At 48.3% G+C, this 22,803-nt stretch carries 17 protein-coding genes; 7 read left to right on the top strand and 10 right to left on the bottom strand.

Features of this window, described 5'->3' with window-relative positions; all coding sequences use genetic code 11:
- Nucleotides 1-79: 79 nt before the first annotated feature.
- From QUB68_RS17195 to QUB68_RS17205, 3 genes are all read left to right on the top strand, one after another.
- Nucleotides 80-2,029 (top strand): long-chain fatty acid--CoA ligase, encoded by a 1,950-nt coding sequence (locus QUB68_RS17195; RefSeq protein WP_332994663.1) that lies wholly within the window; start codon nt 80-82, stop codon nt 2,027-2,029.
- Between the two features lie 372 nt (nt 2,030-2,401).
- Complete coding sequence (locus QUB68_RS17200; protein WP_332994707.1) at nt 2,402-2,851, top strand: YlqD family protein; 450 nt, start codon at nt 2,402-2,404, stop codon at nt 2,849-2,851.
- A 190-nt stretch (nt 2,852-3,041) separates the two neighbouring features.
- Nucleotides 3,042-4,328, top strand: a complete 1,287-nt coding sequence (locus tag QUB68_RS17205; RefSeq protein WP_332994709.1) for a dihydrolipoamide acetyltransferase family protein — start codon at nt 3,042-3,044, stop codon at nt 4,326-4,328.
- Nucleotides 4,329-4,606: 278 nt separating this feature from the next.
- Here the strand turns inward: QUB68_RS17205 and QUB68_RS17210 are convergent, their stop codons facing one another.
- Nucleotides 4,607-6,037 carry a DUF3370 domain-containing protein gene (locus QUB68_RS17210; protein WP_332994710.1) on the bottom strand — a complete coding sequence of 477 codons (1,431 nt, stop codon included), beginning with the start codon at nt 6,035-6,037 and terminating at the stop codon, nt 4,607-4,609.
- Nucleotides 6,038-6,160: 123 nt separating this feature from the next.
- Between QUB68_RS17210 and surE the strand changes: the two genes are divergently transcribed.
- Entirely contained in the window at nt 6,161-6,838 is a 678-nt protein-coding gene (surE, locus tag QUB68_RS17215) for a 5'/3'-nucleotidase SurE (RefSeq protein ID WP_332994664.1), read from the top strand.
- Nucleotides 6,839-7,670: 832 nt separating this feature from the next.
- Nucleotides 7,671-8,543, top strand: coding sequence for a pentapeptide repeat-containing protein (locus QUB68_RS17220; RefSeq protein ID WP_332994665.1), 873 nt, complete (start codon nt 7,671-7,673; stop codon nt 8,541-8,543).
- A gap of 146 nt (nt 8,544-8,689) precedes the next feature.
- Here QUB68_RS17220 and QUB68_RS17225 read toward each other — a convergent pair whose 3' ends face one another.
- From QUB68_RS17225 to QUB68_RS17260, 8 genes are all read right to left on the bottom strand, one after another.
- Entirely contained in the window at nt 8,690-9,904 is a 1,215-nt protein-coding gene (locus QUB68_RS17225) for an FAD-dependent oxidoreductase (RefSeq protein ID WP_332994667.1), read from the bottom strand.
- A gap of 260 nt (nt 9,905-10,164) precedes the next feature.
- On the bottom strand, nt 10,165-11,697 hold the full coding sequence (locus QUB68_RS17230; protein ID WP_332994669.1) for a phytoene desaturase family protein: 1,533 nt from the start codon (nt 11,695-11,697) through the stop codon (nt 10,165-10,167).
- A 423-nt stretch (nt 11,698-12,120) separates the two neighbouring features.
- Nucleotides 12,121-12,606 carry a CRR6 family NdhI maturation factor gene (locus QUB68_RS17235; RefSeq protein ID WP_332994672.1) on the bottom strand — a complete coding sequence of 162 codons (486 nt, stop codon included), beginning with the start codon at nt 12,604-12,606 and terminating at the stop codon, nt 12,121-12,123.
- A 244-nt stretch (nt 12,607-12,850) separates the two neighbouring features.
- Nucleotides 12,851-14,806: a DUF3685 domain-containing protein gene (locus tag QUB68_RS17240; RefSeq protein ID WP_332994673.1), complete on the bottom strand. Its 1,956-nt coding sequence runs from the start codon at nt 14,804-14,806 to the stop codon at nt 12,851-12,853.
- 53 nt (nt 14,807-14,859) lie between these two features.
- A complete protein-coding gene (locus tag QUB68_RS17245) occupies nt 14,860-17,079 on the bottom strand; it encodes a hypothetical protein (RefSeq protein WP_332994674.1) in 2,220 nt (739 codons plus the stop codon).
- A 944-nt stretch (nt 17,080-18,023) separates the two neighbouring features.
- Complete coding sequence (locus tag QUB68_RS17250; RefSeq protein WP_332994676.1) at nt 18,024-18,488, bottom strand: Fur family transcriptional regulator; 465 nt, start codon at nt 18,486-18,488, stop codon at nt 18,024-18,026.
- A 230-nt stretch (nt 18,489-18,718) separates the two neighbouring features.
- Nucleotides 18,719-19,786, bottom strand: coding sequence for an Hpt domain-containing protein (locus QUB68_RS17255; RefSeq protein WP_442923100.1), 1,068 nt, complete (start codon nt 19,784-19,786; stop codon nt 18,719-18,721).
- 83 nt (nt 19,787-19,869) lie between these two features.
- Entirely contained in the window at nt 19,870-20,124 is a 255-nt protein-coding gene (locus QUB68_RS17260) for a hypothetical protein (protein ID WP_332994681.1), read from the bottom strand.
- A 172-nt stretch (nt 20,125-20,296) separates the two neighbouring features.
- Here QUB68_RS17260 and QUB68_RS17265 point away from each other — a divergent pair, with 172 nt between their 5' ends.
- Both QUB68_RS17265 and QUB68_RS17270 read left to right on the top strand, forming a co-directional pair.
- Complete coding sequence (locus QUB68_RS17265; RefSeq protein WP_332994683.1) at nt 20,297-21,010, top strand: DUF1345 domain-containing protein; 714 nt, start codon at nt 20,297-20,299, stop codon at nt 21,008-21,010.
- 91 nt (nt 21,011-21,101) lie between these two features.
- Nucleotides 21,102-21,938 (top strand): HEAT repeat domain-containing protein, encoded by an 837-nt coding sequence (locus tag QUB68_RS17270; protein ID WP_332994685.1) that lies wholly within the window; start codon nt 21,102-21,104, stop codon nt 21,936-21,938.
- Nucleotides 21,939-22,144: 206 nt separating this feature from the next.
- On the opposite strand, the gene QUB68_RS17275 is transcribed toward QUB68_RS17270, so the two are convergent.
- Nucleotides 22,145-22,615 carry a hypothetical protein gene (locus tag QUB68_RS17275; protein WP_332994687.1) on the bottom strand — a complete coding sequence of 157 codons (471 nt, stop codon included), beginning with the start codon at nt 22,613-22,615 and terminating at the stop codon, nt 22,145-22,147.
- Nucleotides 22,616-22,803: the final 188 nt, after the last annotated feature.

The following is a 22,803-nucleotide window of genomic DNA, read 5'->3' on the forward strand; positions in this document are numbered from 1 at the left end:
TGCCAGATAGTTTTAAAATAGCTCTGATATTAAGCTTGTACCCAATAACTTTATCTCCCAAAACCCCGGAAAATACCCTATGAACCCCCCCGCACCTGACACTACCTCTCAAATGACCGATCGCGATCGCGCCAACCTCAGCCGCTTGATCGATTATAGTTCCATTCGATCGATACCTGAAATTTGGGCGATCGTCAAACAGAGATTTCCCCAAACCGTCGCCCTCCACGATCCCCACAGCAAGCCAGAAATCAAACTCACCTACACCGACCTCTACCAACAAATCCAGCAATTCGCCAGCGGCTTGCAGGCCCTCGGCATCAACGCAAACCCAACAGAAACAATCCCTCCCCGCGTCGCCCTCTTCGCCGACAACAGCCCCCGCTGGCTGATAGCCGACCAAGGCATCATGACCGCCGGGGCCGCCAACGCTGTTCGAGGTGCCACCGCCGACCCCGAAGAACTCCTCTACATCATCCAAGACAGCGGCAGTACCGCTTTAGTAGTCGAAAACCTGGCATTACTCAAAAAACTGCAAGCCCGCCTCCCCGATTTGCCGATCGAACTCATCGTCCTCCTCTCCGACGAAGAACCGGAAACCAGCCCAACCCTAAACACAGTCAAATTTTCCCAAGTCATGACCACAGGGGCAAACCGCCCTCTCAAACCCACCAACCACAGCCAGCAAACCCTCGCCACCCTCCTCTACACCAGCGGCACCACCGGCAAACCCAAAGGCGTGATGCTGACCCACGGCAACCTGCTGCACCAAATCACCACCTTTGGCACAATTCTCCAACCCGAAGCCGGCGACTGCGCCCTCAGCATTCTGCCGAGTTGGCACGCCTACGAACGCAGTGTCGAATACTTCCTGCTTTCCCAAGGCTGCACGCAAATTTACACGAGTATTCGGTATTTCAAACAAGACTTTAAAACTTGCAAACCCCAGTACATGGTTAGCGTTCCGCGCATCTGGGAATCGATTTATGAGGCAGTACAAAAGCAATTTCGGGAACAGCCGCCCAATAAACAAAAATTGGTAAATTTCCTGTTATCTGCCAGCCAGCAATACATCGATGCCCGCCGCGTTTTCCAAGGATTAACTCTTAGTTTAGAACCGATTTCTGCTTCGGAAAAACTGGTCGCCCGCATCAAAAGCATTCTGTTGTCTCCCGTGCACGCGATCGCCGAAAAACTCGTTTACCAAAAAGTCCGGGAAGCTACGGGAGGACGTTTTAAGTGGGCGATTAGCGGCGGAGGTTCCTTAGCAGCGCATTTAGACAATTTCTTTGAAATAGCGAATATCGGATTGTTGGTGGGGTACGGTTTAACCGAAACATCTCCGGTTTTGACAGTCCGCCGCCCTTGGCACAATCTTAAAGGTTCGGCGGGACAGCCGATCGCCCATACTGAGATTAAAATAGTAGACCCGGAAACCAGAAACCAACTGCCAACAGGCCAGCGCGGTTTAGTCTTGGGCCGCGGGCCGCAAATCATGGCAGGATATTATCTCAATCCGCAAGCTACTGCAAAGGCGATCGACTCTGAAGGCTGGTTCGACACCGGGGATTTGGGCTGGCTGACACCGGGAAACGACTTAGTTTTGACTGGGCGGGCCAAAGATACGATCGTCCTTACCAACGGCGAAAACATCGAACCGCAGCCGATCGAAGATGCTTGTATCCGCAGCCCCTACATTGACCAAATTATGCTAGTGGGTCAAGACCAGAGATCGATCGGCGCCTTAATTGTCCCCAATCCTGAAGCCGTGCAGAAATGGGCCGAAACTCAGAATCCGCCCATACACGAAATTGACTGGAATAGCAAGAAAATTCAAGACTTATTCCGCCAAGAATTGAACCGGGAGGTGCAAAATCGCCCCGGATACCGCGCGGACGATCGCATCGGCCCGTTCCGGTTGATTCAGGAGCCGTTTTCGATGGAAAATGGAATGTTGACCCAGACCCTGAAAATTAAGCGCCCGGTTGTGACGGAACACTACCGCGATATGATTGACGGGATGTTTTGAAAGATTCGCAGGACTTGGGGAATGGAGAAGCAAAAATTATCCCAACACCCGAGTCCCCAAGGAGTGTCAACTTAAGCCTGAAAACCTTTGTATCTCTCGTTTATAGCAGAGGCAAGATCCCCCTAAATCCCCCTTGAGAAGGGGGACTTTGAGAAGATTCTTATCCCCCCCTTCTTAAGGGGGCTAGGGGGGATCAGGCCTGAATCGCCAGACAGAAGACTGATAATAGGTTTGACGTTAAGTTGACACCAACACCCGAGTCCCGAGTCCGAGTCCTCAGTCGTTAGTCATTAGGAAATGTTTACCAACCAATGACTAATGACTCACGACTCACGACTAATGCCTAATTCCCAATTGACAAGCAATAACTTTATGGAACTGTCCACTCCTGAATTACTCTTGAAGCGATCGATTAACGTTAAAGTCGTCGTTACTCCCCGCTGGAAAGAAGAAGCTCAACAGCAACTCCAAGCCCAAATCAATCAAATAGATTCTCAGCTACAACAGCTAGAAATGCAAGGGCAGCGGATGGTTTCAGAAATCCAAAAGCAAAGCCTGCAACCCCCAGGCCCGCAAGTAATGCAGCAAATAGACAACATTCAAATGCAGGTGAATCAAAAAAAGAGCGAGCTGCTAGAACAGAAAAACCAAAACCTGCAACAGCTCCAGCAAGTGCAGGTGCTAGACCTCGAACAAGAAGTGAGTCAAGGTCAAATTGACGGCACGTTCACTGTGGGCCTGGGAGAAAACTTGATTCAAAAAATGCAAGTAGAAGTTCTGCTCCGCGATGGCATAGTCGAAGAAATTCGAGGTGATATTTAGGAATTAGAAATTGGTAATTGGTAATTGATAATTGGTAATTGGTAGGTAATTTTGAGTCAATAGTCACACATCTTCGGACTAGAGGCTGGCATAATAATAATTATTGCCGATTGCCGATCGCCAAAATACCAAAAAATACCGATCGCCAAATACCGATCGCCAATTACCAACTCACAAGGACTTTTTACAGATGATTCGCGAAGTTTTCATGCCAGCCCTGAGCTCTACCATGACAGAGGGCAAAATTGTTTCCTGGGTCAAATCCGCCGGGGACAAAGTAGAAAAGGGCGAAACCGTAGTCGTGGTTGAATCCGACAAAGCCGACATGGATGTCGAGTCTTTCTACGAAGGCTATCTAGCAATAATTATTGTACCAGCAGGCGAAGTTGCTCCGGTGGGAGCGGCGATCGCCCTAGTAGCAGAAACAGAAGCCGAAATCGCCGCAGCTCAGCAGCAAGGAGCCGCCGCCCCAGCAGCAGCAGCCCCAGCAGCCGCAGCTCCCGCTCCTGTCGCAGCTACAGCATCAGTGGGTTTGCAGCAAAATGTCAGCCGCCAAAACGGCCGCAGCGTCGTTTCTCCCCGCGCTCGCAAGTTAGCCAAAGAATTTAAAGTAGATTTGAATTCTCTCAAAGGCAGCGGCCCCAACGGTCGGATTGTCGCAGAAGATGTAGAAGCAGCAGCAGGTAAAGCTCAACCCGCTCCGGTTCAGCAACCAGTCACAGTCCCCGCAACACCAGCACCCGCAGCGCCCGCACCCGCAGCAGCCAAACCCGCACCCGCACCAATCCCAGCGGTAGCGCTTTCCGGTAACAGAGTACCGATGAACGCGCTGCAAAATGCGGTAGTCCGTAATATGGAAGCAAGTTTGAGCGTGCCATGTTTCCGCGTCGGCTACACAATTACGACTGACAATCTGGACAAACTCTACAAACAAATTAAGCCGAAAGGCGTCACAATGACGGCTCTGCTGGCAAAAGCAGTAGCAGTAACTTTACAAAAACATCCTCTGCTGAATGCTTGTTATGTGGAGTCGGGAATTCAACACCGCGCTGATATTAATGTGGCGGTAGCGGTGGCGATGGATGGTGGCGGTTTGATTACGCCGGTGCTGCAAAATGCCGATCGCCTGGATATCTATTCGCTCTCCCGCAGTTGGAAGGATTTAGTCGATCGCGCCCGCGCCAAACAGCTAAAGCCTGACGAATACAGCACGGGAACTTTTACTCTTTCCAATTTGGGAATGTTTGGAGTAGATAAGTTTGATGCAATTTTACCACCGAATCAAGGATCGATTTTGGCGATCGGCTCTTCGCGGCCGCAAGTCGTAGCTAACGAGGAAGGCTTGATGGGAGTTAAGCGGCAAATGCAGGTGAATATTACTTGCGATCACCGGATTATTTACGGTGCTGATGCTGCATCTTTCTTGCAAGATTTAGCCAAATTGATTGAGACAAATCCTCAATCTTTGACACTTTAGTCATTAGTCAGTAGTCAGTAGTCAGTAGTCAGTAGTCAGTAGTCAGTAGTCAGTAGTCAGTAGTCAGTAGTGAGATTGTGAGTAAAAGAGCAAAAATCTCATTATTCGCTCCGCACCCTACTTCTAGGTATCATTGCCCTCGCGAGCTGGGACAGCACTCGAATATCATTCCGATGTCAGCAGATTTGAGATCGCAACTAATAACCAATGACTGTCAACTGACAACTGTCAACTGACAACTGTCAACTGTCAACTGTCAACTGTCAACTGTCAACTGACTAATTGCTTGATCGCACAGTCAAGACTTGCGGCGGCGTAGCATCCGGCGGGTACAAGAAATCCACCTGAACCAAACGGCGTTCCCCCGGCTTCATATTCACATTCACCAAAGCTTCCCCCTGCTGTCCCCGGCGCTGCACGATGTGAATGTAGCGCGTCAAAGTCTTGCCCGTATCGTCATTAAACATCACCCGCAGCGTACCTCGGAAAAATATCCGATTTTCCGGAGGATCGTAAAACATCAATCCCGCCGATTCTGTATTTGCTTTAATCGGTGTTTGCATTCTAATGCTCACAGCTTGAGACTCACGAGATTTGTTGTAAAGCGGAAAAGTTAAGTTGTATTGAATCCCGTAATTACCGTGAGCAAAATAAGCAGTATCAGGATAGCGAGCTAACATTTTAGCGCTTTGAATTTGACCAGTCCCAAAAGTACCAGTATCAGTAGTGCTCAGAGCATAGGAAAATGACTCGCCGCGCTTAGGAATTGTTAAATAATCGGTTCTCGAATTGTCAGTAATTTTAGCTTGCCATTGAGAACCTTCAGCGACACCCGCCACGCGGCCGTAAATTTTTTGCAGCGGATTTTCGCCTCTCGGAGTTGGTGCCAAATCTCTCGGCCCGGCTAAACCTTTGGTATCTAAAATATTTTCCCACTGTTCTAAAGTCGGATATTGCTCGACTCCTTCTTTAGTTTGAGGAGCAAACATTGCTAAACTAGCAACATAAACCGAATTGCTGCTCGACATTCGCATCAAAGTCGATCGCCCGTTGGAAGCAGGCGTGACATGGCCTACAGGTATCGGCAAATTCATCAGCATTCGGCTCTGATTCGCCGGAATTTCGATCGCAGCCGGCAAAATGGCTTGTCGGTGCCCCCGCAGCACATCGCTGGTGATGCGGCTGCCAGGCCCCGCAAACACGGTGCCGAATCGATTTTCTAAATACGACGGCAAATCGACAAACAAAGCATCCGGCCGAGTCAAATAGGTAGCTCCTTGCAATATATTTAAAGTAACAGGTTCCGAGTTGGGATTGTAAACAATTATGCCTTGAAATAAGGTGCGAGTTTGTTCGCGATTTTTAGCTTTAGCGATGTGGTGGGCGAAGATATCAAATCGGCCTTTGAAGGGAAAGTTTAAATGTGCAGCAGGTACTTGTTTAGATTCCTGCGGAAATGTGGAGAGCAAAATGCCTTCCGTTTGCACAACTTCGGGGCTATTACTATTAAAAACGGGGATGTTGTCGAGTTTTCCCGGCAAAACGCGCACTTGCTGGGGCTGCATTACAGTGTTCAGCGGGGCGGTTGTCTGCGGTTTTGGCAAATCCAGTTCGTTTTCCGGTAGCGGGACTTCTGGCTGGATGATCAGTTCTTGGGCGGGACGTGTCGGGATTGCTTGAGCTAAGGGTAGAATTGGTAACAAAAACATAGCTGTGAGCGCGTTTAACTGAACTTGCAGATTGCCTTGATGCAAAGCAATCGACACAAAACTTTACCACAAGTGGGCATTTGTGACAATTCCGACAGCAGCCAAATTTAGGAGTAATTTTCAATGACGATAATTTTAACCAACGACGACGGCATCGACGCTCCAGGGATTCAGGCACTTTTGCAGGCTGTAGAAGGTAAGACAATTATCGTGGCTCCGCAGGGGCAGTTGTCTGGCTGCGGGCATCAAGTGACGGCTCACAGTCCGATTCATGTCGATCGGCGATCGGAATCTGAGTATGCTGTAGGGGGAACACCCGCAGACTGCGTGCGCCTCGCTCTGAATCACGTTTGTCCCAAGCCGGATTTGGTGCTTTCGGGGATTAATGCGGGCGGCAATTTGGGGGTTGACGTGTACATTTCGGGTACGGTGGCGGCGGTGCGGGAAGCAGCAATGCACGGGATTCCTGGTATCGCCATTTCCCACTGGATGAAAAGGCCTTGGGAAATAGACTGGGATTTAGCGACTCGCTGGACATCGCGGGTATTGGCGGATTTGCTAAATCGGGAATCAAAGCCTGGGTGTTTCTGGAATGTGAATTTGCCGCATTTAGCGCCGGGAAGTGCGGAACCGGAAATTGTGTTTTGCAAGCCTTCGACGCAGCCGCTGCCTGTGGTTTACAGGATGGAGGGAGAATACTTTTATTATGTCGGAGAGTACGGTAATCGCGATCGGGCGGCGGGGACTGATGTTGATGTCTGTTTTGGCGGTAATATTGCTGTGACTGAGATATCCCTGTGATGGGATTGTGGAACTACATTATTTTTTGGGCAAAAAAGCGGAAGTAGGCGTAAAAATCGAGGGACTAAATTTTGAGGATGCAACGCAATTGCTATTTTTGCCCAAAAGTCCTAACTTGTAGCGAACCGTAATTATACAATCATCATGGCGAACTGCCTTAAGTCGCAATTAACCTCAACCGTTATTAGGGATTGAAACTGAAACCTAATTTGCTAAGGCTTTCGCTATCTACTTGCGGTTGTCTGTGCCATAATTTTTGTTGTCATCCTTCGGCTTAGCCACACCGTCAGGCTGTTTCTTGGGCTTTTTGACTTCTTTGTTGCTTTTTCTTTCTTTTGACATAATGATTCCTCCATTTTCACTCAGAATAACATAGATTGAAACATCTGCCTAACTAAAAGTAGAGGGACTTGCCCCACACAAATATTGCTCGCTTTTAGTTTTGTACAATCTGTACTAGATGATCGACTAGGTTTTGAACAAATAGCATCTACCGTTAGGCATATCCAGAAATCCCCCAGAGGCGCAATGTCGGAAATTACTTTTAACCGGACAGTTTTGAGGTCACAGTCTGAAACCATTGATTTACCCGAAAGCAGATCCTGTGCCTCGGCAAGCGTTGCCCTCGTACTGATCCCCCTGAAACCCTTATTCTACGGTTGGCAATCAAAAACTGTCCGAAGTGTGGCAAAAAGAACCAAGTATATTGAGAAATATAAAGTTAATTTTAAGCTTTCTTCAAAGTGCGATCGCATCCGCTCGGTTAGATATAAAATATTTATAAAGAGTGCGTATTTCTAGATAAATTTCCGCTATTAGGAATCTGACCCCTATGGAAGTAACCGAGCTGCTCAAAGACTACGAAAATGGAAACAGAGACTTTGCTGGTGCCGACCTCAGCGGAGCCAATCTCAGCGGAGCCATCTTGGTCGGGGTAAACCTTTCGAGGGCTAACCTGTCGGGAGCTAACCTGAGTCGGGCGCATCTCACCAAAGCAGAACTCAACGGCGCAAACCTTTACAGGGCAAATCTGAGTTTTGCTAAAATGGGCCAAGCCAGACTAGCGGACGCAGAGCTTACCAAAGCCAATCTCAGCGGAGCTTTCCTCGTCAAAGCAAAACTCCCCAGGGCAAAGTTGAGTGGCGCCCAACTCATCGGTAGCAACCTGCGGAGCGCCATCCTCTGGAACGCCAATTTGTGTACAGCCGACCTACAATTCATCAACCTGCGGGGTGCCAACCTCACGGGAGCAAACCTCAACTGGGCAAACTGCGGAGGGGCAAAACTCAGCGGTGCAAAGCTTTTTGGCGCTCAACTAACAGGCATCTATCTCAGCAAAGCTTACATCAATGGCATCGACCTGAGCAGGACGGATCTCAATGGCGTCAACCTGAGCGAGGCCAAACTGAACGGGGTCAACTTGGAAGGCTCGAACTTGTTAGCAGCGAATCTCAGCGGGGCTCAGTTGCGGGGCGTCCAGTTGATGGGAGCAGATTTAACCAGGGCAAATCTGGTGGGAGTTTCTTTGGTGCAGGCAAACCTCGATTGGGCTAGGCTGTGCTATGCAGACTTGAGCGAAGCCGACTTGAGCGGGGCAACGTTCATCGGAGCCAACTTTGAGGGTACTCAGTTAGCTGGATCAACAATGCCCGCATCTGTGAGCCATGATGTCTACTTAAATGCCGGGGGTTGTGTCGCAGCTTAGCAAACGGAAAAAATCACTCTCGCATCCGAGCCGGCGACTCTGGCATTGGTTTAACTTTTGATGCAGACATTATTACTTTTGTGAGAGTGCTGCACCAGCCAGAAATTTACCGATATTTTCGAGAGTTTTTAGCATCACCATTGATCTCACCCGATTAATTTCGCGACTCGCAAAGCAGAGGTAATCGCTCCTTCGTGCAAACCATCCCCTAAATAAGCTCCCGCATGATAAGTGTTGTTTTCCCCGTTAGTCTCGATAACTTCGTCTCGGTATCGAAAAGACTCCACATTATACAGCGGCGTGTGATGTTTTTGGATGTGAATAATGTGTTTTTTGGCGATCGACTCTTCCAGTTTAAATGCTAAGCTGTACTCCCGCGGCGATGTGATGCCGCAAAGCTGATTCAAGCTCGCATTATAGCCCCATCCCTTGTCCGTCTCGAAAAAATCAAATTCTGATAACTTGCGAATACCATAGCGATCGTACATCGAAGTATCCGAATGCAGCACAGTCGTCGCATAATTAGGTTTCCACGCCACAAACCGCTTCGTTTCCGCCTCCGTCGGATCAGCCAACAGCCTCATCACCTGGTCGGGCGGCATCGCAAAAACCACCTGATCAAACTCGAAAATCTCCCCATTAGCCAGCACAATTTTTACAGCATCAGCACTTCTAAAAATCTTGGCAATCTCCACGTTCAGCAGTATATCGCCCTTAAACCGCTCCAGAATCTTTTCAATGTAAGAATACACCCCGCCTTTAATCCTCACCCAACTAACCGAGGCATAGGCGCGCAGCATCGGTATCGCCAATTCTGCCGGAAAATTGTCGAGCAATTCAAACGGTATTGAGTAGCTGTACATCGTCAGCAACTTCAGCCAATCATTGCGGACGCACGAGCTTTTCAAACTCTGAGAAAGCGGCATATCGTAGAAATCGTGCTGTTTAGCAAACCGCATTTTTAAAATAAATCCAGCCGAACGAGCGTACAGACTATCGAGCCGCAAATACTCAATCAGGCGTTGGATACCGGTGAAATTCTTTTCGATAGATACTCGCGACAAAAAGTGTTCGCCATCTTTAAAAAACAGCACTGAACCAATCTGCACAGGTTCTAATTCAACGCCTAGCTCCTGCATCAAAGCAACGAAATTGTAAAACACAGTGGGAAATTCCAGCACCCCATTTTCTAATATTTCATTGCACTCAGATTGATTGGGTTCGACATTTTTGTTGAGCGTCCGAATGTGTCCGCCTAAAATCGGCTCCCTTTCCAAAACAGTGACGTGATGTCCCTGTTTATCGAGCCAGTAGGCTGTCGCCATACCGCTAGCTCCGCCCCCAACAATTGCAATTCTCATAGTTTACTCCTAAATTGATAGAAGACGCTCGCGGTTGAAACCGCGTCTACACAAACAAAACCCGGATGGTGCGCGGGTTGAAGAACTGGCGGTTAAAATTAGGTTGTTTTATTAAGGGAGCGTCGGCGGACTTAGTTTTTATAGACGCGGTTTCAACCGCCGTCTGCATCTGCCGTGTCCTCATGGATATCAGCCAATTTTTGATTTCCCAAAGCCTCAACCCAAGCCACGAAATATCGCTGTTATTTAATTGTTATTCTTCACCCTAAAATCGCATCACCGGATAAACGTTGATAAAGCAGCGCCCCCGTCCAAAATGTCGGCGCAAAGCCTGGATAGCCCGAGGAAGCGTTGCAGAAATAGAAATTATTGAGGGAGGTTTCGTGATTTAGCCGATCGACCCCCATGTTGCGCGGCGTCAGGGTAGAACCGTAGGAATTGCCATTAGGACACCAACAGAAGCGCTCGTTAGTGGTAGGACTTCCGGTAATATGAAACACCATATGTTTGCGAAAATCTGGAACATAGTGTTTTTCAACAACATCTAAAATCGAGTCCAGAATCTCTTGTTTCTTCTGCCTGTAAGCTTTTTTATCGCTCTCCCAAAGTTGCTTAAAATAACCATAATTAGCAACAGTCAGAAATTCCACAATTTGACAATTTTCTGGACAATCCCCCCGCGCTTCCGTCAAAAAAGTCGGCGTTGTAATCGCAAAACTCGGACGGGAAAAATCATTTTTATCATACATTTGAGCAAAAGCTTCATTCAGATCCAAGTGTTCGGAATGAAACGTATTCCACTTGCCAAATCCATAGTCTCGGAGGTCGATATCTTTGACAACACAGTACACCATGTAGTTAGATGCCGAATACTCATAGTTGAGTTTCCGCCGCACTGTTTTAGAGAACAGTTCCTCTCCAATCATCTTAGCCGCTCGTTTGGGATCGAGGTTGCAAATTACTGTGTCGCCAGTGAATTCATGGGTTTGATGCGTGGTCAAATCCATCGCTTCAACTCCCGTGACAGTTCTATCTGTCAGCCTGAAATTTGTGACTTCATGATTTAGTAGAACTTTCCCCCCGTTGGATTCAATGACTTTAACTAAAGAATTGATCACATCTTCAAAATGCTGCGTCGGGTAGAATGCACCTTCTTGATAGCCTCGAAATAAGGCAATCCAAGCATAGAAAGAAAGTTGGTTCGGCGGCAGCAAAAAGTCCGGCCATTGCAGGGCTAATAGGGTCTGGGCGGCTTGCGGGAGTTGGAACTTGTCGAAAACGTCCTGAAGTGTACTATTGAGGTGTTGGATGGCGCAGAATACGTCACCGAAATTTTTGAGCAATTCAATTGGTTTGACGGGAGGAGCGAGTTTTCTGAGTCCCGCGCCGGTTTGCTCGACTTCGTTGACGAATTTGCGAATGTTCTCGCTTGCTTCGGGAAACAGCGCCGACAATCTGCGGATTAGTTCCTCTGGTTCCGAGGGAATATCCAGTGCATACCCAGGCATTCTCATGTGGTCGTAGCCATTCGGATCGTACCGCTCAAAGGTGACATCTCGATCGAGACCGAGTTTTTTGAGCACTCGATTGACTGTATGTCCTTCGCCGCAGTCCCAAACGTAGTGGAATTGGGCATTAAACGTGTATTTTTTGGCCATTGTAAAGGTGTGGCCAAAGCCTCCGGGGTGCTCGTGAGCTTCGAGGATGTGTACGATTTTGCCGGAGTTTGCCATCAAAGCTCCGAAAACCAGTGCTGATAAACCACTGCCGACGATGAGGTAATCTGTTTTCATGGGATATTTCCTCGATCGATTGAATCGGGCGATCGGTGTTTATCTAAACTAACTCTAAATTCTGAGGAAAGTGTGAAGTCAAGCAACAGCATTGCTGGGCGAGATGGTTAAAGCATTGTATTAAAGCCGTTTTGCGGTTGCTATTAAGATTAATTAAGATCGGACGTACGGTTGAAACCGCGTCTACAAAAACGATGTCCGCCGACGCGGTGTCAAGAAAATAATGTAAAACGTAATTTTCACCGCCTGTTATTCAACCCTTGGCAATGCGGGTTTTGTTTGTATAGCCGCGGTTTCAACCGCCCGGTTTTTTTTCCAGTTCGCCCCACAAGGAAAAAAACCGAGTTTATACCTTTGTACGTAAGTCTTAAGGTATAGACTCATTTACCTAATTAGGATGATGTTAATTAGAGATCCGATCGCTTATTTGTGCGGGACGATCACATCAAAAAAAGCATCATCCAAATCATAACCAAACATCTGCGACATCGCCATCAACTTCGATTTACTGGGAATTCCCTGCTGGTTCAACCAATCAGTCAACACAAAAATTTTGCTCATCAAAAACATTTCCAAAGCTTCAGGATTGTACTGAATGCCTTGGGTGCGGTGGAACTGGTGCGGCACCAACATCGCCGCATAGCGCGCCAATTCTCCCCCTTTCCAATCGAGAACAAATGGCAGCCAAGGATAACAAGCATCCAAGCGAATAAACCACAGCCGCACTTCTGGAAGTTCCGAGATTTCTCGCGGATCTAATTCTTCGCGCGGATACTCAATTTCAAATTGTACCTGTTGTTCGTTTTGGGCGATCGCCCCAGCCGCCAGCCACTGTTCAATCACAGTCCGCACCGGAGACAAATCTAAGCTGTTTATGCGATCGGCATCTACCGCTATCATAATACTCATAAAAACTCAACCTTATAACATTAAGTCACGATCTATAATACCACCAATCACCAATTACCAATTGCCAATTATATCAAATCCGACTGATTCATCTCAATCAGTTCAATCCCGTACATTCCCCTGTTCATTCTTCCTTCTTTATTCGCTCAACTGTCAACTGTCAACTGTCAACTCTGCCTTTTTCATTCTTCATTATTGCTTCTGTCAACTGTCAACTGTCAACTGTCAACTGTCAACTGTCAACTCACCCATTTTTCCCAAACTTGCCATCCTGCAAAGAATTACCAATCCCCTGGATAATTCCCCGCCCGATCAAACCAATTCCCCGCCCTATAACCTGCGTCAAAACGTAAACAACCGCAGCACCCAATAGCGAAATAGCAGCCCGAACTCTAGGTGCGATCGCATCCCGAGTTTCCAGCAGCAAAGTCAAAGCCAACTGCCACCCAGAAAGCTGTGCTAACTCCCCATTTCTAGGAGCATAAATAGAAATCCTCTTAATTCCAGAATCGCCCAAAACAAACAGCCAAAACCTGCTTTCAAAAATAGCTTTCGGTTCCACAAAATAGCTATCCCAGCGATATCTCCACGATAAATCATTCCGAAACTGCTCAATTTCTCGCGTCGAAATCAACTTGCCATCGTAAAAACTTTGCTTGATTTCCTCAATATCCGCAAAATTATTGAGCAGAGGCTGCACCACTCCGCTAGCAACTTGGATTACCAAATTTTCCAGCAAAGCTTCAGCTCGCTGCATCGCTTGCGGGCTGCCAGGAAGACAAGAAATATTGTCAACAGTTAGCGGAATTTCAAATAGCAAATGTGCAAATAAATCAACAATCATCGGGATTTTGTCAAGTATTTCTGCGGCAACTGCTTTTTCATCTGCCAGCAGCACCGGCACAACTTCTACGCCGCTGCCGGAAATCAAAAAAGCAGGACTTCCCCCTTGAATTTCTGGCAGTTTCAAGCTTGTTTGACTGCCGTCAAAAACCCGAGGTTCTCCCGTTTGCAGCGTATAGTACCTGCCAAAAAAATCAATCATTGTCGCTTCCCACAAATCCCGCAAAATAGCAGGCATTTTTTGCGACAATTGAGTTTGCTCTACTTGCGAAAAGCGCAATTCTTCCAGCAAATCCTGTAACTTCCGCAGGATGGAACTAATCAATTCGCGCTTTTTGGTCGATCGCAAAATATCGATTTCCAAAGGCACGCCAGTCAAATTCACCCAATCAAACTGCAATTTAGCCGCCACAGAGTCAAACAAACTTCCTTGCCAATCACTCGCAACCGCCAAAGCTTCACCCGAAACTGTGGAATTCGCGACTTGCAACTGAGAATTATTCAACAAACTCTCTTGTCTTCCGTCTCCCGTCTTCCGTCTCCCGTCTTCCTCTTCTTTCTTCCTTCTTCCTTCTTCCTTCTTCCTTCTTCCTTCTTCCTTCTCTCCTCTTCCATCAAACAAGAACTGACTGACAATCCAACGAGCAGCCAGCAATTCTCGGCGGCGCCCGCTGAGTACAACCCCATCTAAAATAGAAGGCAAATCTGTCGGATCTGCCGCTCTCACCTGTTGCAAATCAGCTTTGACAACCGCCAAAGCTGCATCTATTTCGCGCAATCCAGAGAGACAAAAATAAGCCAGTAGTTTTTGGTGTACGGGCTGATTGACTGTCGGATCATCCGCATTTTCGTCTGCACTTACTGGTGAGTTTTCTACTGTTTGAACCACCGCTGAATTTAATTCTAATTCCGAGTTAGCTGCCGCATCCGCCGGCCAATAACTGTGTCCCGATGCCACCGCGCGAATAGCTTCGATTGTCAGGGAAATATCTCTACCTTTAGGACAATAGCCATTCGCGCCCGCAGCCTGTAAGTGCACCAACAACTCTGGTGTCAGCGGCCCACCTAGCAGCAACAGCGGCAGGTTGGGGTACAAACTTTTGAGATCGCCACAAACTGCCAGCGCCTCTATTTGACCCGATCGCACATTTAACGTCTCAACAGCCAAAATTACCAAATCAGCGGGCTTCTGGCTTGCTCCAGAGGCGATCGAGCGATCTTCTAGAACTCGCAAAGCCTCGGTTGCGGTGGCAACCGAGGCGACAACTTGCAAGTCTGGATACTGCTCGCAGGCTACTCGCAGCCCCAGCCGGAAAATGGGGTCGCTATCGATCGACAGCAGTTGCAAATTACTCACTGGATTTTAAATTTGAGATTTGAGATTTGAGAAGCACTTCAGCTAAAACCCAATTACTCGGGGATCAAATTAGCATCAGGAGGCCCAGCAGGTTGAGGAATCGAGGGCGGCGCTGGTTCCGGAGCCGGAGCCGGAGCCGGAGCCGGAGCCTCTTGTCTGGCGGGCGGATAGTAAGGTTCTGGCTCCCGAGCAGGCGGATAGTAAGGCTCCGCTTGCCTGGCGGGCGGATAGTAAGGCTCCGCTTGCCTAGCGGGCGGATAGTAAGGCTCCGCCTCCCGAGCAGGCGGATAGTAAGGTTCCGGAGCCGGAGCCGGGGCCTCTTGTCTGGCGGGCGGATAGTAAGGCTCCGGAGCAGGAGCCTGCTCGGGAGCAGGCGCGTAATCCTCCTGTCGCGGAGCCGGGGCGTAATCCTCCTGTCGCGGAGCCGGGGCGTAATCCTCCTGTCGCGGAGCCGGCGCGTACTCGCGAGCTGGCGGTGCAGTGTTGGCTCTGAGTTCGGCACTCCAGCGCCCGATCGCCCCTGCCGCCTCGGAATGCAGCGCCCTACCGTAACCGATTTGGGAAGCCATATCGATCGCCGCTGAGAGACTACCGCCAGAAGCCAATTCCGCAGCTCGATCGAGAATCGGTCTGTCTTGAGCCACTTGCAATTCGCTCACCCACTGATAAACATTATCCTGAGCCTTGGCGTACAGAGTCCTGCCGCTCTTAATTTCCGAAGCTTTTTCAATAGCAGCGCCCAGTTTTCCTTGCTTCGCCAGGGCGATAGCTTCATCCAAAAAAGGCTGATCTTGAATAACTTCTATCCGTTTCGTCCACTGAGCCAAAAGAGTTTGCGCCTCTACCCTGCGGGGGCGGTTTTGAGCGATCAGAAGTAGCTGAGCGATGCCACCTTTGAGTCCTTCAACCGTTCCCGGTTGTGCCAACTGCTTCGCCAGACTCACAAAAGATTTGTCTTCGATCCGTTGAATTTCCCGGCGCCAAGTAGCCACCAAAGTTTGAGCGTGAACCCGGCGCGGCTGTTTAGGCCCGATCGTTTGCGCTTGCTCGATCGCTGCCTGAAGCGCCCCTGTCTGACCGAAACTGGCGATCGTGCTCGCCACTTGCAGCCGCAGCAAATCTTGAAACTGCACCTGCAAATTTTCAACTTGAACTTGAGCCTGCTTGTACAGAGGGCGGCCCGGAGCAATTTGGCTAGCAGCCCCTTGCCCTTCCAGCAAGATAAAAATGTGTTGCGCCAGCGGAGTTGATATCGACTGGTTCCACGTCACCGCCTGAGCTCGACCCAACTGCATCAAATCTTGAGCTTCCGCAAACAGCGGCGAATCCTGCGGCACCACAGAAGCAGCCTCGATCGCCCCTGGGAGGTCTTTCACCCCCAACCGCTTATTTGCCATTGCCAGCAAAGTCCGGCTCCAGCCCTCAATTTCCTTCTCAGCTTTAGCGCGGGCAAACAGCTTCGCGTCTATTTTGCGAGCCAGGACGATCGCCTCAGCGAACTTTTGCGGAGTTCCATCCTGCGCCAAATCTCTCGCCTCTTGCAAGCGCTGCCAGCCGTTTCTTTCCAAAGAAATCTGCCCTATCAGCTCGTTGTAGCGCTTCTGACTCCAGAAAATATTTTCCAGCTTAAACAGAGCTTGAGCGTAATCCCACGCCTTCTTTAAATCCTCACTTTTCAAAGCTGTTAGGGCTGTATCGTAGAGTTTTTGGCCCTCCTGCCAATTTTTTTCCCAACCAGTAACAGCCTCCTGTACTTCTGGGTAAGACCGACTGGTTTTCGGAATTTTCGCCACAATCGCCAGAGCGCCTTTCAAATCGCCCAGCTCAATTTTTGCCTTGGCAAATCCCAGCATGGATTTCGACCAGTCCCCGATCAAATGTTGGCCCTGGGAGTACAGCGGGTGTTCTTTCGGCCAAGCCTGCACCAGTGCCATTGCCGATTCTAGCTGTTCTAGTTTGCCCGACTTAGCCGCTTGTTGAGCGCAGTAAAGTCGCTCTCCGTCTGCCGCCAGCGGCGACAGTTGCTGGCAATTTGGCGGCGGCGGCATCGTCAGCAACCACAGAAATGCAGCGGCACCCGTTACTCCAAATCCCACCAGGAGACTCAGCCAGATCAGTTGCCACTGCCAAAAACTTCTTTTGCCATCTTTTGGTGGCGCCGTGAGGGAGGAGTTCGCATCGCCTGTTGCCTCTGCACTCAACTGTGCCGTCGGTTTGGGGGATGGGTTGTATGGGGGTGGTGTGTGGAATTGGTCAGATTGTCGTCTCGCCATTACTTCAGCCTGTCCTGTAATGCGCTCTCTGCGTAACACTCCGACATCAAATCATAGATTGTGATGTCAGCTTCTGACTCCTGTTAAGGAGATCGAGAACTTCCTTCAAGGTACCGGCAATCTTTCCCTCTACGGCGTTTTCTAGTGAGGTTCGTGTCCGGCCCCACTGTTTGCTGCCGAGATTTTTTGGGTCTCGAAGCACGTAAATCATACCAGTTATCCAACTGTTATTCACAGCTCTCGCTGGCAGTTTACCAGAAAAAACACGATCGAGCCCCGATCGATTTTCGATTTTCGCATTCTAGATTTTCGCATTCTAGATTTTACTCCCCAGATAAATTTGGGGTTTAGTCGGAAATTTTCTGCCCAAGCGATCGCAAATTGCCGATCGACTTTCACTTGATGGTGTTTACGAAACCTATTGTCAAGCTAAGTAAGTAAGCGAAAAAAACGCATATTTGTAGGGGCCGGTTTAGCCAAGGATTGTGACAGCAAACAATCTCGGTACAAAACCCGCCCTGCCCCTACCAATGAACGAATAATTTGTAGGGGCCGGTTTAGCCAAGGATTGTGACAGCAAACAATCTCGGTACAAAACCCGCCCTGCCCCTACCAATGAACGAATAATTTGTAGGGGCCGGTTTAGCCAAGGATTGTGACAGCAAACAATCTCGGTACAAAACCCGCCCTGCCCCTACCAATGAACGAATAATTTGTAGGGGCCGGTTTAGCCAAGGATTGTGACAGCAAACAATCTCGGTACAAAACCCGCCCTGCCCCTACCAATGAACGAATAATTTGTAGGGGCGGGTTTAGCCAAGGATTGTGACAGCAAACAATCTCGGTACAAAACCCGCCCTGCTCTCTATACTAAAATTATTTTATACCGCACACCCTCCGCATTGCCACCTCGGTTTTGCCGGGGACAGCCTAGATTTTTCTGGCTAAGAAGCCTTTGGCGTATCGCTCGCAGTCGATGCTTCCGTGGCCGACACGGACGAGCGGTATCCGTAAAAATCTATCCGGTAGTCTACAATTTTGACACCGGTTTGCTGTTGGATTTGTTCGATCAAGTCGATCGGCAGTTCCACGTGAACGTCGAGAATTTGAGCCGTATCCAGACAGTTAACATGAGAGTGAGAGTCGCTGACATTCCCGTACAAACGTCCTTCCGAGCGTTCTAGGCACTCAATAATCCCTTCTCTCGACAAAGCTTCCAGATTTTGATAAACAGAAGTATGACCGATCGAATGCGCTTGTTGGTTCAGGCGATCGTAAATTTCCCGAGCCGAGAGGTGTTCTTTTGCATCCCACAAAAGTTCTAGAATAAATCGACGCTGGCGGCTCAAGCGCATTCCCATCGCCTGACAGCGGTTTAAAGCATCTTCTAATGAACGAATTGGTTTCACAGCTACCGCCTTCTAGAGCCTGCTCGATTTTTTATTCTGGTACAAGATTGCACGCCGAGCCTATATCCACTAATTCTAACGCAGCGTTGCCCAACCGTAGAAGGTAGAGGTCAAAAATCTCGAATCAGCCAACTTTTTCGAGTTGCTGCTGAGCTGGAGCTAGCAGCAACTCGCAAAAATTTTCCGCCTCAAAAATATTGTTTTGACTCTATCTTCTACTGCAACAAATCCTACTTCGCAGAGGATTTGATAGCGTGAACCAGTAACTTGGCGATTTCCGAGAGTTGCTTTTTGTTGAAAGTTTTGAGCAAAAGCTTAACTACCGCCTTCGGTTCGGCGGGAAGAGCTACTTGCTGCGACGCTGCTGCGATCGCTGCGGGGGCACTTGGCTCTGCTTTTGGACTTGTCGCCAAAAGCAGCAAATTTTTACTAGGAGCGATCGTCTTAGCTTTCGCCCCTTGCACCAAATCCCCAGCCTCCTTAAGTTCTTTGATAATCAGCGGAGCTAAGACTTTATAAGAGTTTTTAGGATTAACGATCGCCCCTCTAGCTATTTTAACTAAATTTTGCCAAGGCTCAATTTTAGCTCCCAACTTATAGAGGCGAACGCACACAGCCGTCAACTCTTCCCGACTAGCAGCCGATTCTTTCTGCTTGAACACCTGCAACATTTCTTTAAGTAAAACCATCACCTCCACAGCAAAATTCGCCGGCACAGCGCCCGCTGTTGGAGCAGCACTCCCCGCACGAGATCCAGCAGCAACCACCTGAACTTTGCCCGCCGCCAAGTTTTTCAGATGAGTTTCCAGTTGAGCAAAAACTGGCATCACCTGCTGCACGAGTTTTTCTCCCTCTTCATTCCTCAAGCCGAAAGGCCCTTCCAGTCGCGCCAGCAAGTCCTTAAGCGTATCAACTCCCCTTAAGAATAGGGATTCTGCCGTTTGGTCAACCTGCTTGACGGGCCCGTCCTTGAGCACCTTAAAACAATCTTCCAAGCGGTGAGCGGTTGTTTTAATACTATCCAAGCTGAGCATCGCCGCCCCTCCTTTCACCGAATGGGCGGCGCGAAACATCTCCTGGACGCTTTCGGGGTCTTTCATCGTGGACTTCAAATCCACCAAACCATTTTCTAGAGTATCGAGGTGCTCCTTAGCCTCCTCTATAAACAAACGCATAATTCGGTCTTGCTGATCTGACACGACAGTCCTCCTAACAATCTCAGCACCCTCCAGAAAGCACTCTCTTCGCGGGAGGAAACACGACTCCTGCCAAAAGTCAGAAGCTCCCATGCCAAATATTCTAGCCTGCCTCAGCTAGCAGGCTGACAATACTCCTGTCGGGGCGGTTTTAGCTCTGTTTCCTGGTGAGGTGGAGATTGATCCTAGAGTTCTGAGGGAGTGTCGGGAGCAATTTCGATGCCCATTCCTTGTTGCACCATCTGCTGATCCGTAATCAAGTCGCTCAACTCTTTAACTTCGACGCCGATGTTTTGGCAAGCCAGTTTCAGTTCCCTCTCGAAGGTGTCGAGGTCGCTCCCGTAGCCGCAAAGCTCGGCGGCTGTGGCGATTCCTTGTTGGGCGTTGGCTTTGGCGCAGTCGATCAATTCAATGCCTTTGAGGGGTTGAGAGGATGCCATAATGTCAAACCGCAATTTATCTTTTGTTCCACTGTACCTAGAACGTTGAGGTCGATCGATCTATCGAAAGGCATGAAAAATCCTGTCCGTGCCGCGTGTTACCAATTCAGAGCTATTTTTGGGGAGTTCCTGCCAAAATAGCAGTAGTTAGGATTTTCTACTAACCCTTACTGTGCCTAACTTACACTCGATGACTGTGAGAAATGTTTCCAAATCTCAAATGCACTGGGTGTGGAGCGTCCGGCACCGCCTGTTTGCATCTGTTCTGTTAGCTATAGCAGTCGCTGTTTTCCTGCCGCGCGAGTATCTCCCCCTGACTCGGGGACTGTGTATATGGAACGCAGGCGCTGTCAGTTTCCTGATTTTGACTTGGATACTGATGCTGAAAGGTACTCCCGAACTGATGCGCCACAACGCTCAGCAGTTGGACGCCGGCCGCTTGGCAATCTTAAGCACAATCACCGCAGCGGCTTTTGCTAGCTTTTTAGCCATCTTCTTCCTGCTGCGCGACACCAAAGGCCTGCCCCCAAATTTGCTATTGCTGCACTTGGGGCTTTCTGTGCTGACAATTGTTGGCTCTTGGATGCAGGTGCACACTATCTTCACCATGCACTATGCCCACAGCTACTACGGAAACCGGAGAAACAAGCAGCACGGCACCTACTCGCAGGCTAAGGGTTTGGATTTTCCGGGTGACAACGAACCAGACTTTAAAGATTTTTTATATTTCTCCTTTGGTATTGGGATGACTTGCCAAGTTGCAGACGTGCAGACTACTTCTCGTTCCATGAGATTTCTCGTGCTTTTTCACAGTGTGCTGTCGTTCTTTTTTAACACCGCTATTCTGGCTATGAGCGTCAATATTATTGCTGGATTGAATGGATAGGATTTAGTGTGCTAGCGGTAATAAAAATGGTTGATGTTACGAATAAATTCAGCCGAATAACGCAATTTCGTAGAACACAATATAAACAAAAATGATAGAAAATAGCATTTTGCACTATCTTGATTCCCTTCAAAATATCGATTATTTTGGTGGGATTGTTAACTCAGTATCTGATGTAGAACTTTGCAATATTATCAATGAACTTTTGCAATCAGAGAACGATGAAACAGTTAGTTTAACTTGTCTCTTTATTCGAGATTTAGTTCTTTTTGGCTCTCGGAATCCTGATTGTGAGAAGTTTTGTCAAGGTTATTCAGATTCTTCGATCGTCAAAACTCTTGAGCAGCTTCTTTTTTCTCCAAACCATTTTATTTGTCAGACAGTAGTTTATACATTGGGTAAGATTTGCAGCTATGGCAGTCTCCCGATGTTGAATCAAGCCTTCAGCGCATTACGAGACATTGACCCAATCCTGTTGCCGAGGTTAATTGGTGAGATGGGTTGGCTCGGAACCGAAAACTTCTGGGCACTTCTTGAGTCTATGACGACTAGCCCGGTTTACATGACTCGATGGGCAGTTATCGATGCGCTGTCTCAATTTGTTGGCGATGATGCGCGGGTGCAAGACGAACTATTTCAAAGGAAATTCAGGTTTACGGAGCAATTGCGGCGAGATTCAAATATTCTCATTCAGTCAGAGGCGGAGTATGAGTATCAATTCCTAAAGTTTCGTAGCGAGACATACCATCTACCGAAGGCAGAGCGTAAAAAGAAACGGAAAGACCTAGAACGACATTATAAACCAACGTTTTGCTTTGCCAATATATCGATCGCGTTCACAAATTACGTGTATACCGAGGGGTTAAGGCAATATTCTGTAGGTGAGCTTGAAGCTTTTATCTCAAATATGACTCAAGCATATTCGTAAATCAGTCTAACACGTCAGTCGAGCGAACGAAAGTCACTGGTGGGGATGGAAAGGTTATCTAGGGTAGCCCACGCGGAACGTTATACAACAACCTTCCGCCTATCCACGTGATTAGGGTATTATGCGGAAACTTTCACCCTAATAATAGTTAGGTGGATCGATAACATCCACTACCCAATTTGTCTCAACTAAAACTGCCTTGGGCTTCACCTTGCAACCTTGCTCCATCTAGGGCCACCAGCTCTCACTTCGCCAATTTGCAGAAGACTCATTATTGATTCACTAAGTAGATTTCTTAAGTCACTTGGGAAGTTGTCCATACTAGCAGTCAGCTTTAGTTTCTCAAGCCATCGCTGAACTTGCGATTCAAACTCAATAGCAGGGTTTCCTTTCCATTGCTCATCTGCCGGTGGTAGCAAAGAATCGGGAAGATTCGCTTCACCAACTACATAAATTGACTCACCATTGTATTTCTCTAAGGAGTCGCGGAGGAGAATCACACGATCGCCAGCTACGACAAGTCCAACTGAGCAACCAATAGATGCCATAGTGTGTTTAAGCTGTTCAATAGCGTTTTTAACACTGATACTGATGTCTTTGAGCTTTACCTCAACGATTATCAGATATTCTCCATCTGGGCTGGTCACAATAATATCTGGTTGGGATGTTTTCATCATGGCATTAGATCGCAGCGAATTTATTGGGTATGCAGTAAATTACTTTTATAGACAAGCGATCGCACATTTGTCGAGCGCAGCTAAGTGCTTAATACCGCCTAGCAACCCTAATAAGCTGTTGCGCATTTAAATAGGGTATACTATAAATAGTAACTCAATCAATCAATCAATACAAAAATGCCAGCAAA

It is taken from the genome of Microcoleus sp. A006_D1 (assembly GCF_036702805.1).
Taxonomy (GTDB): Bacteria; Cyanobacteriota; Cyanobacteriia; order Cyanobacteriales; family Microcoleaceae; genus Microcoleus.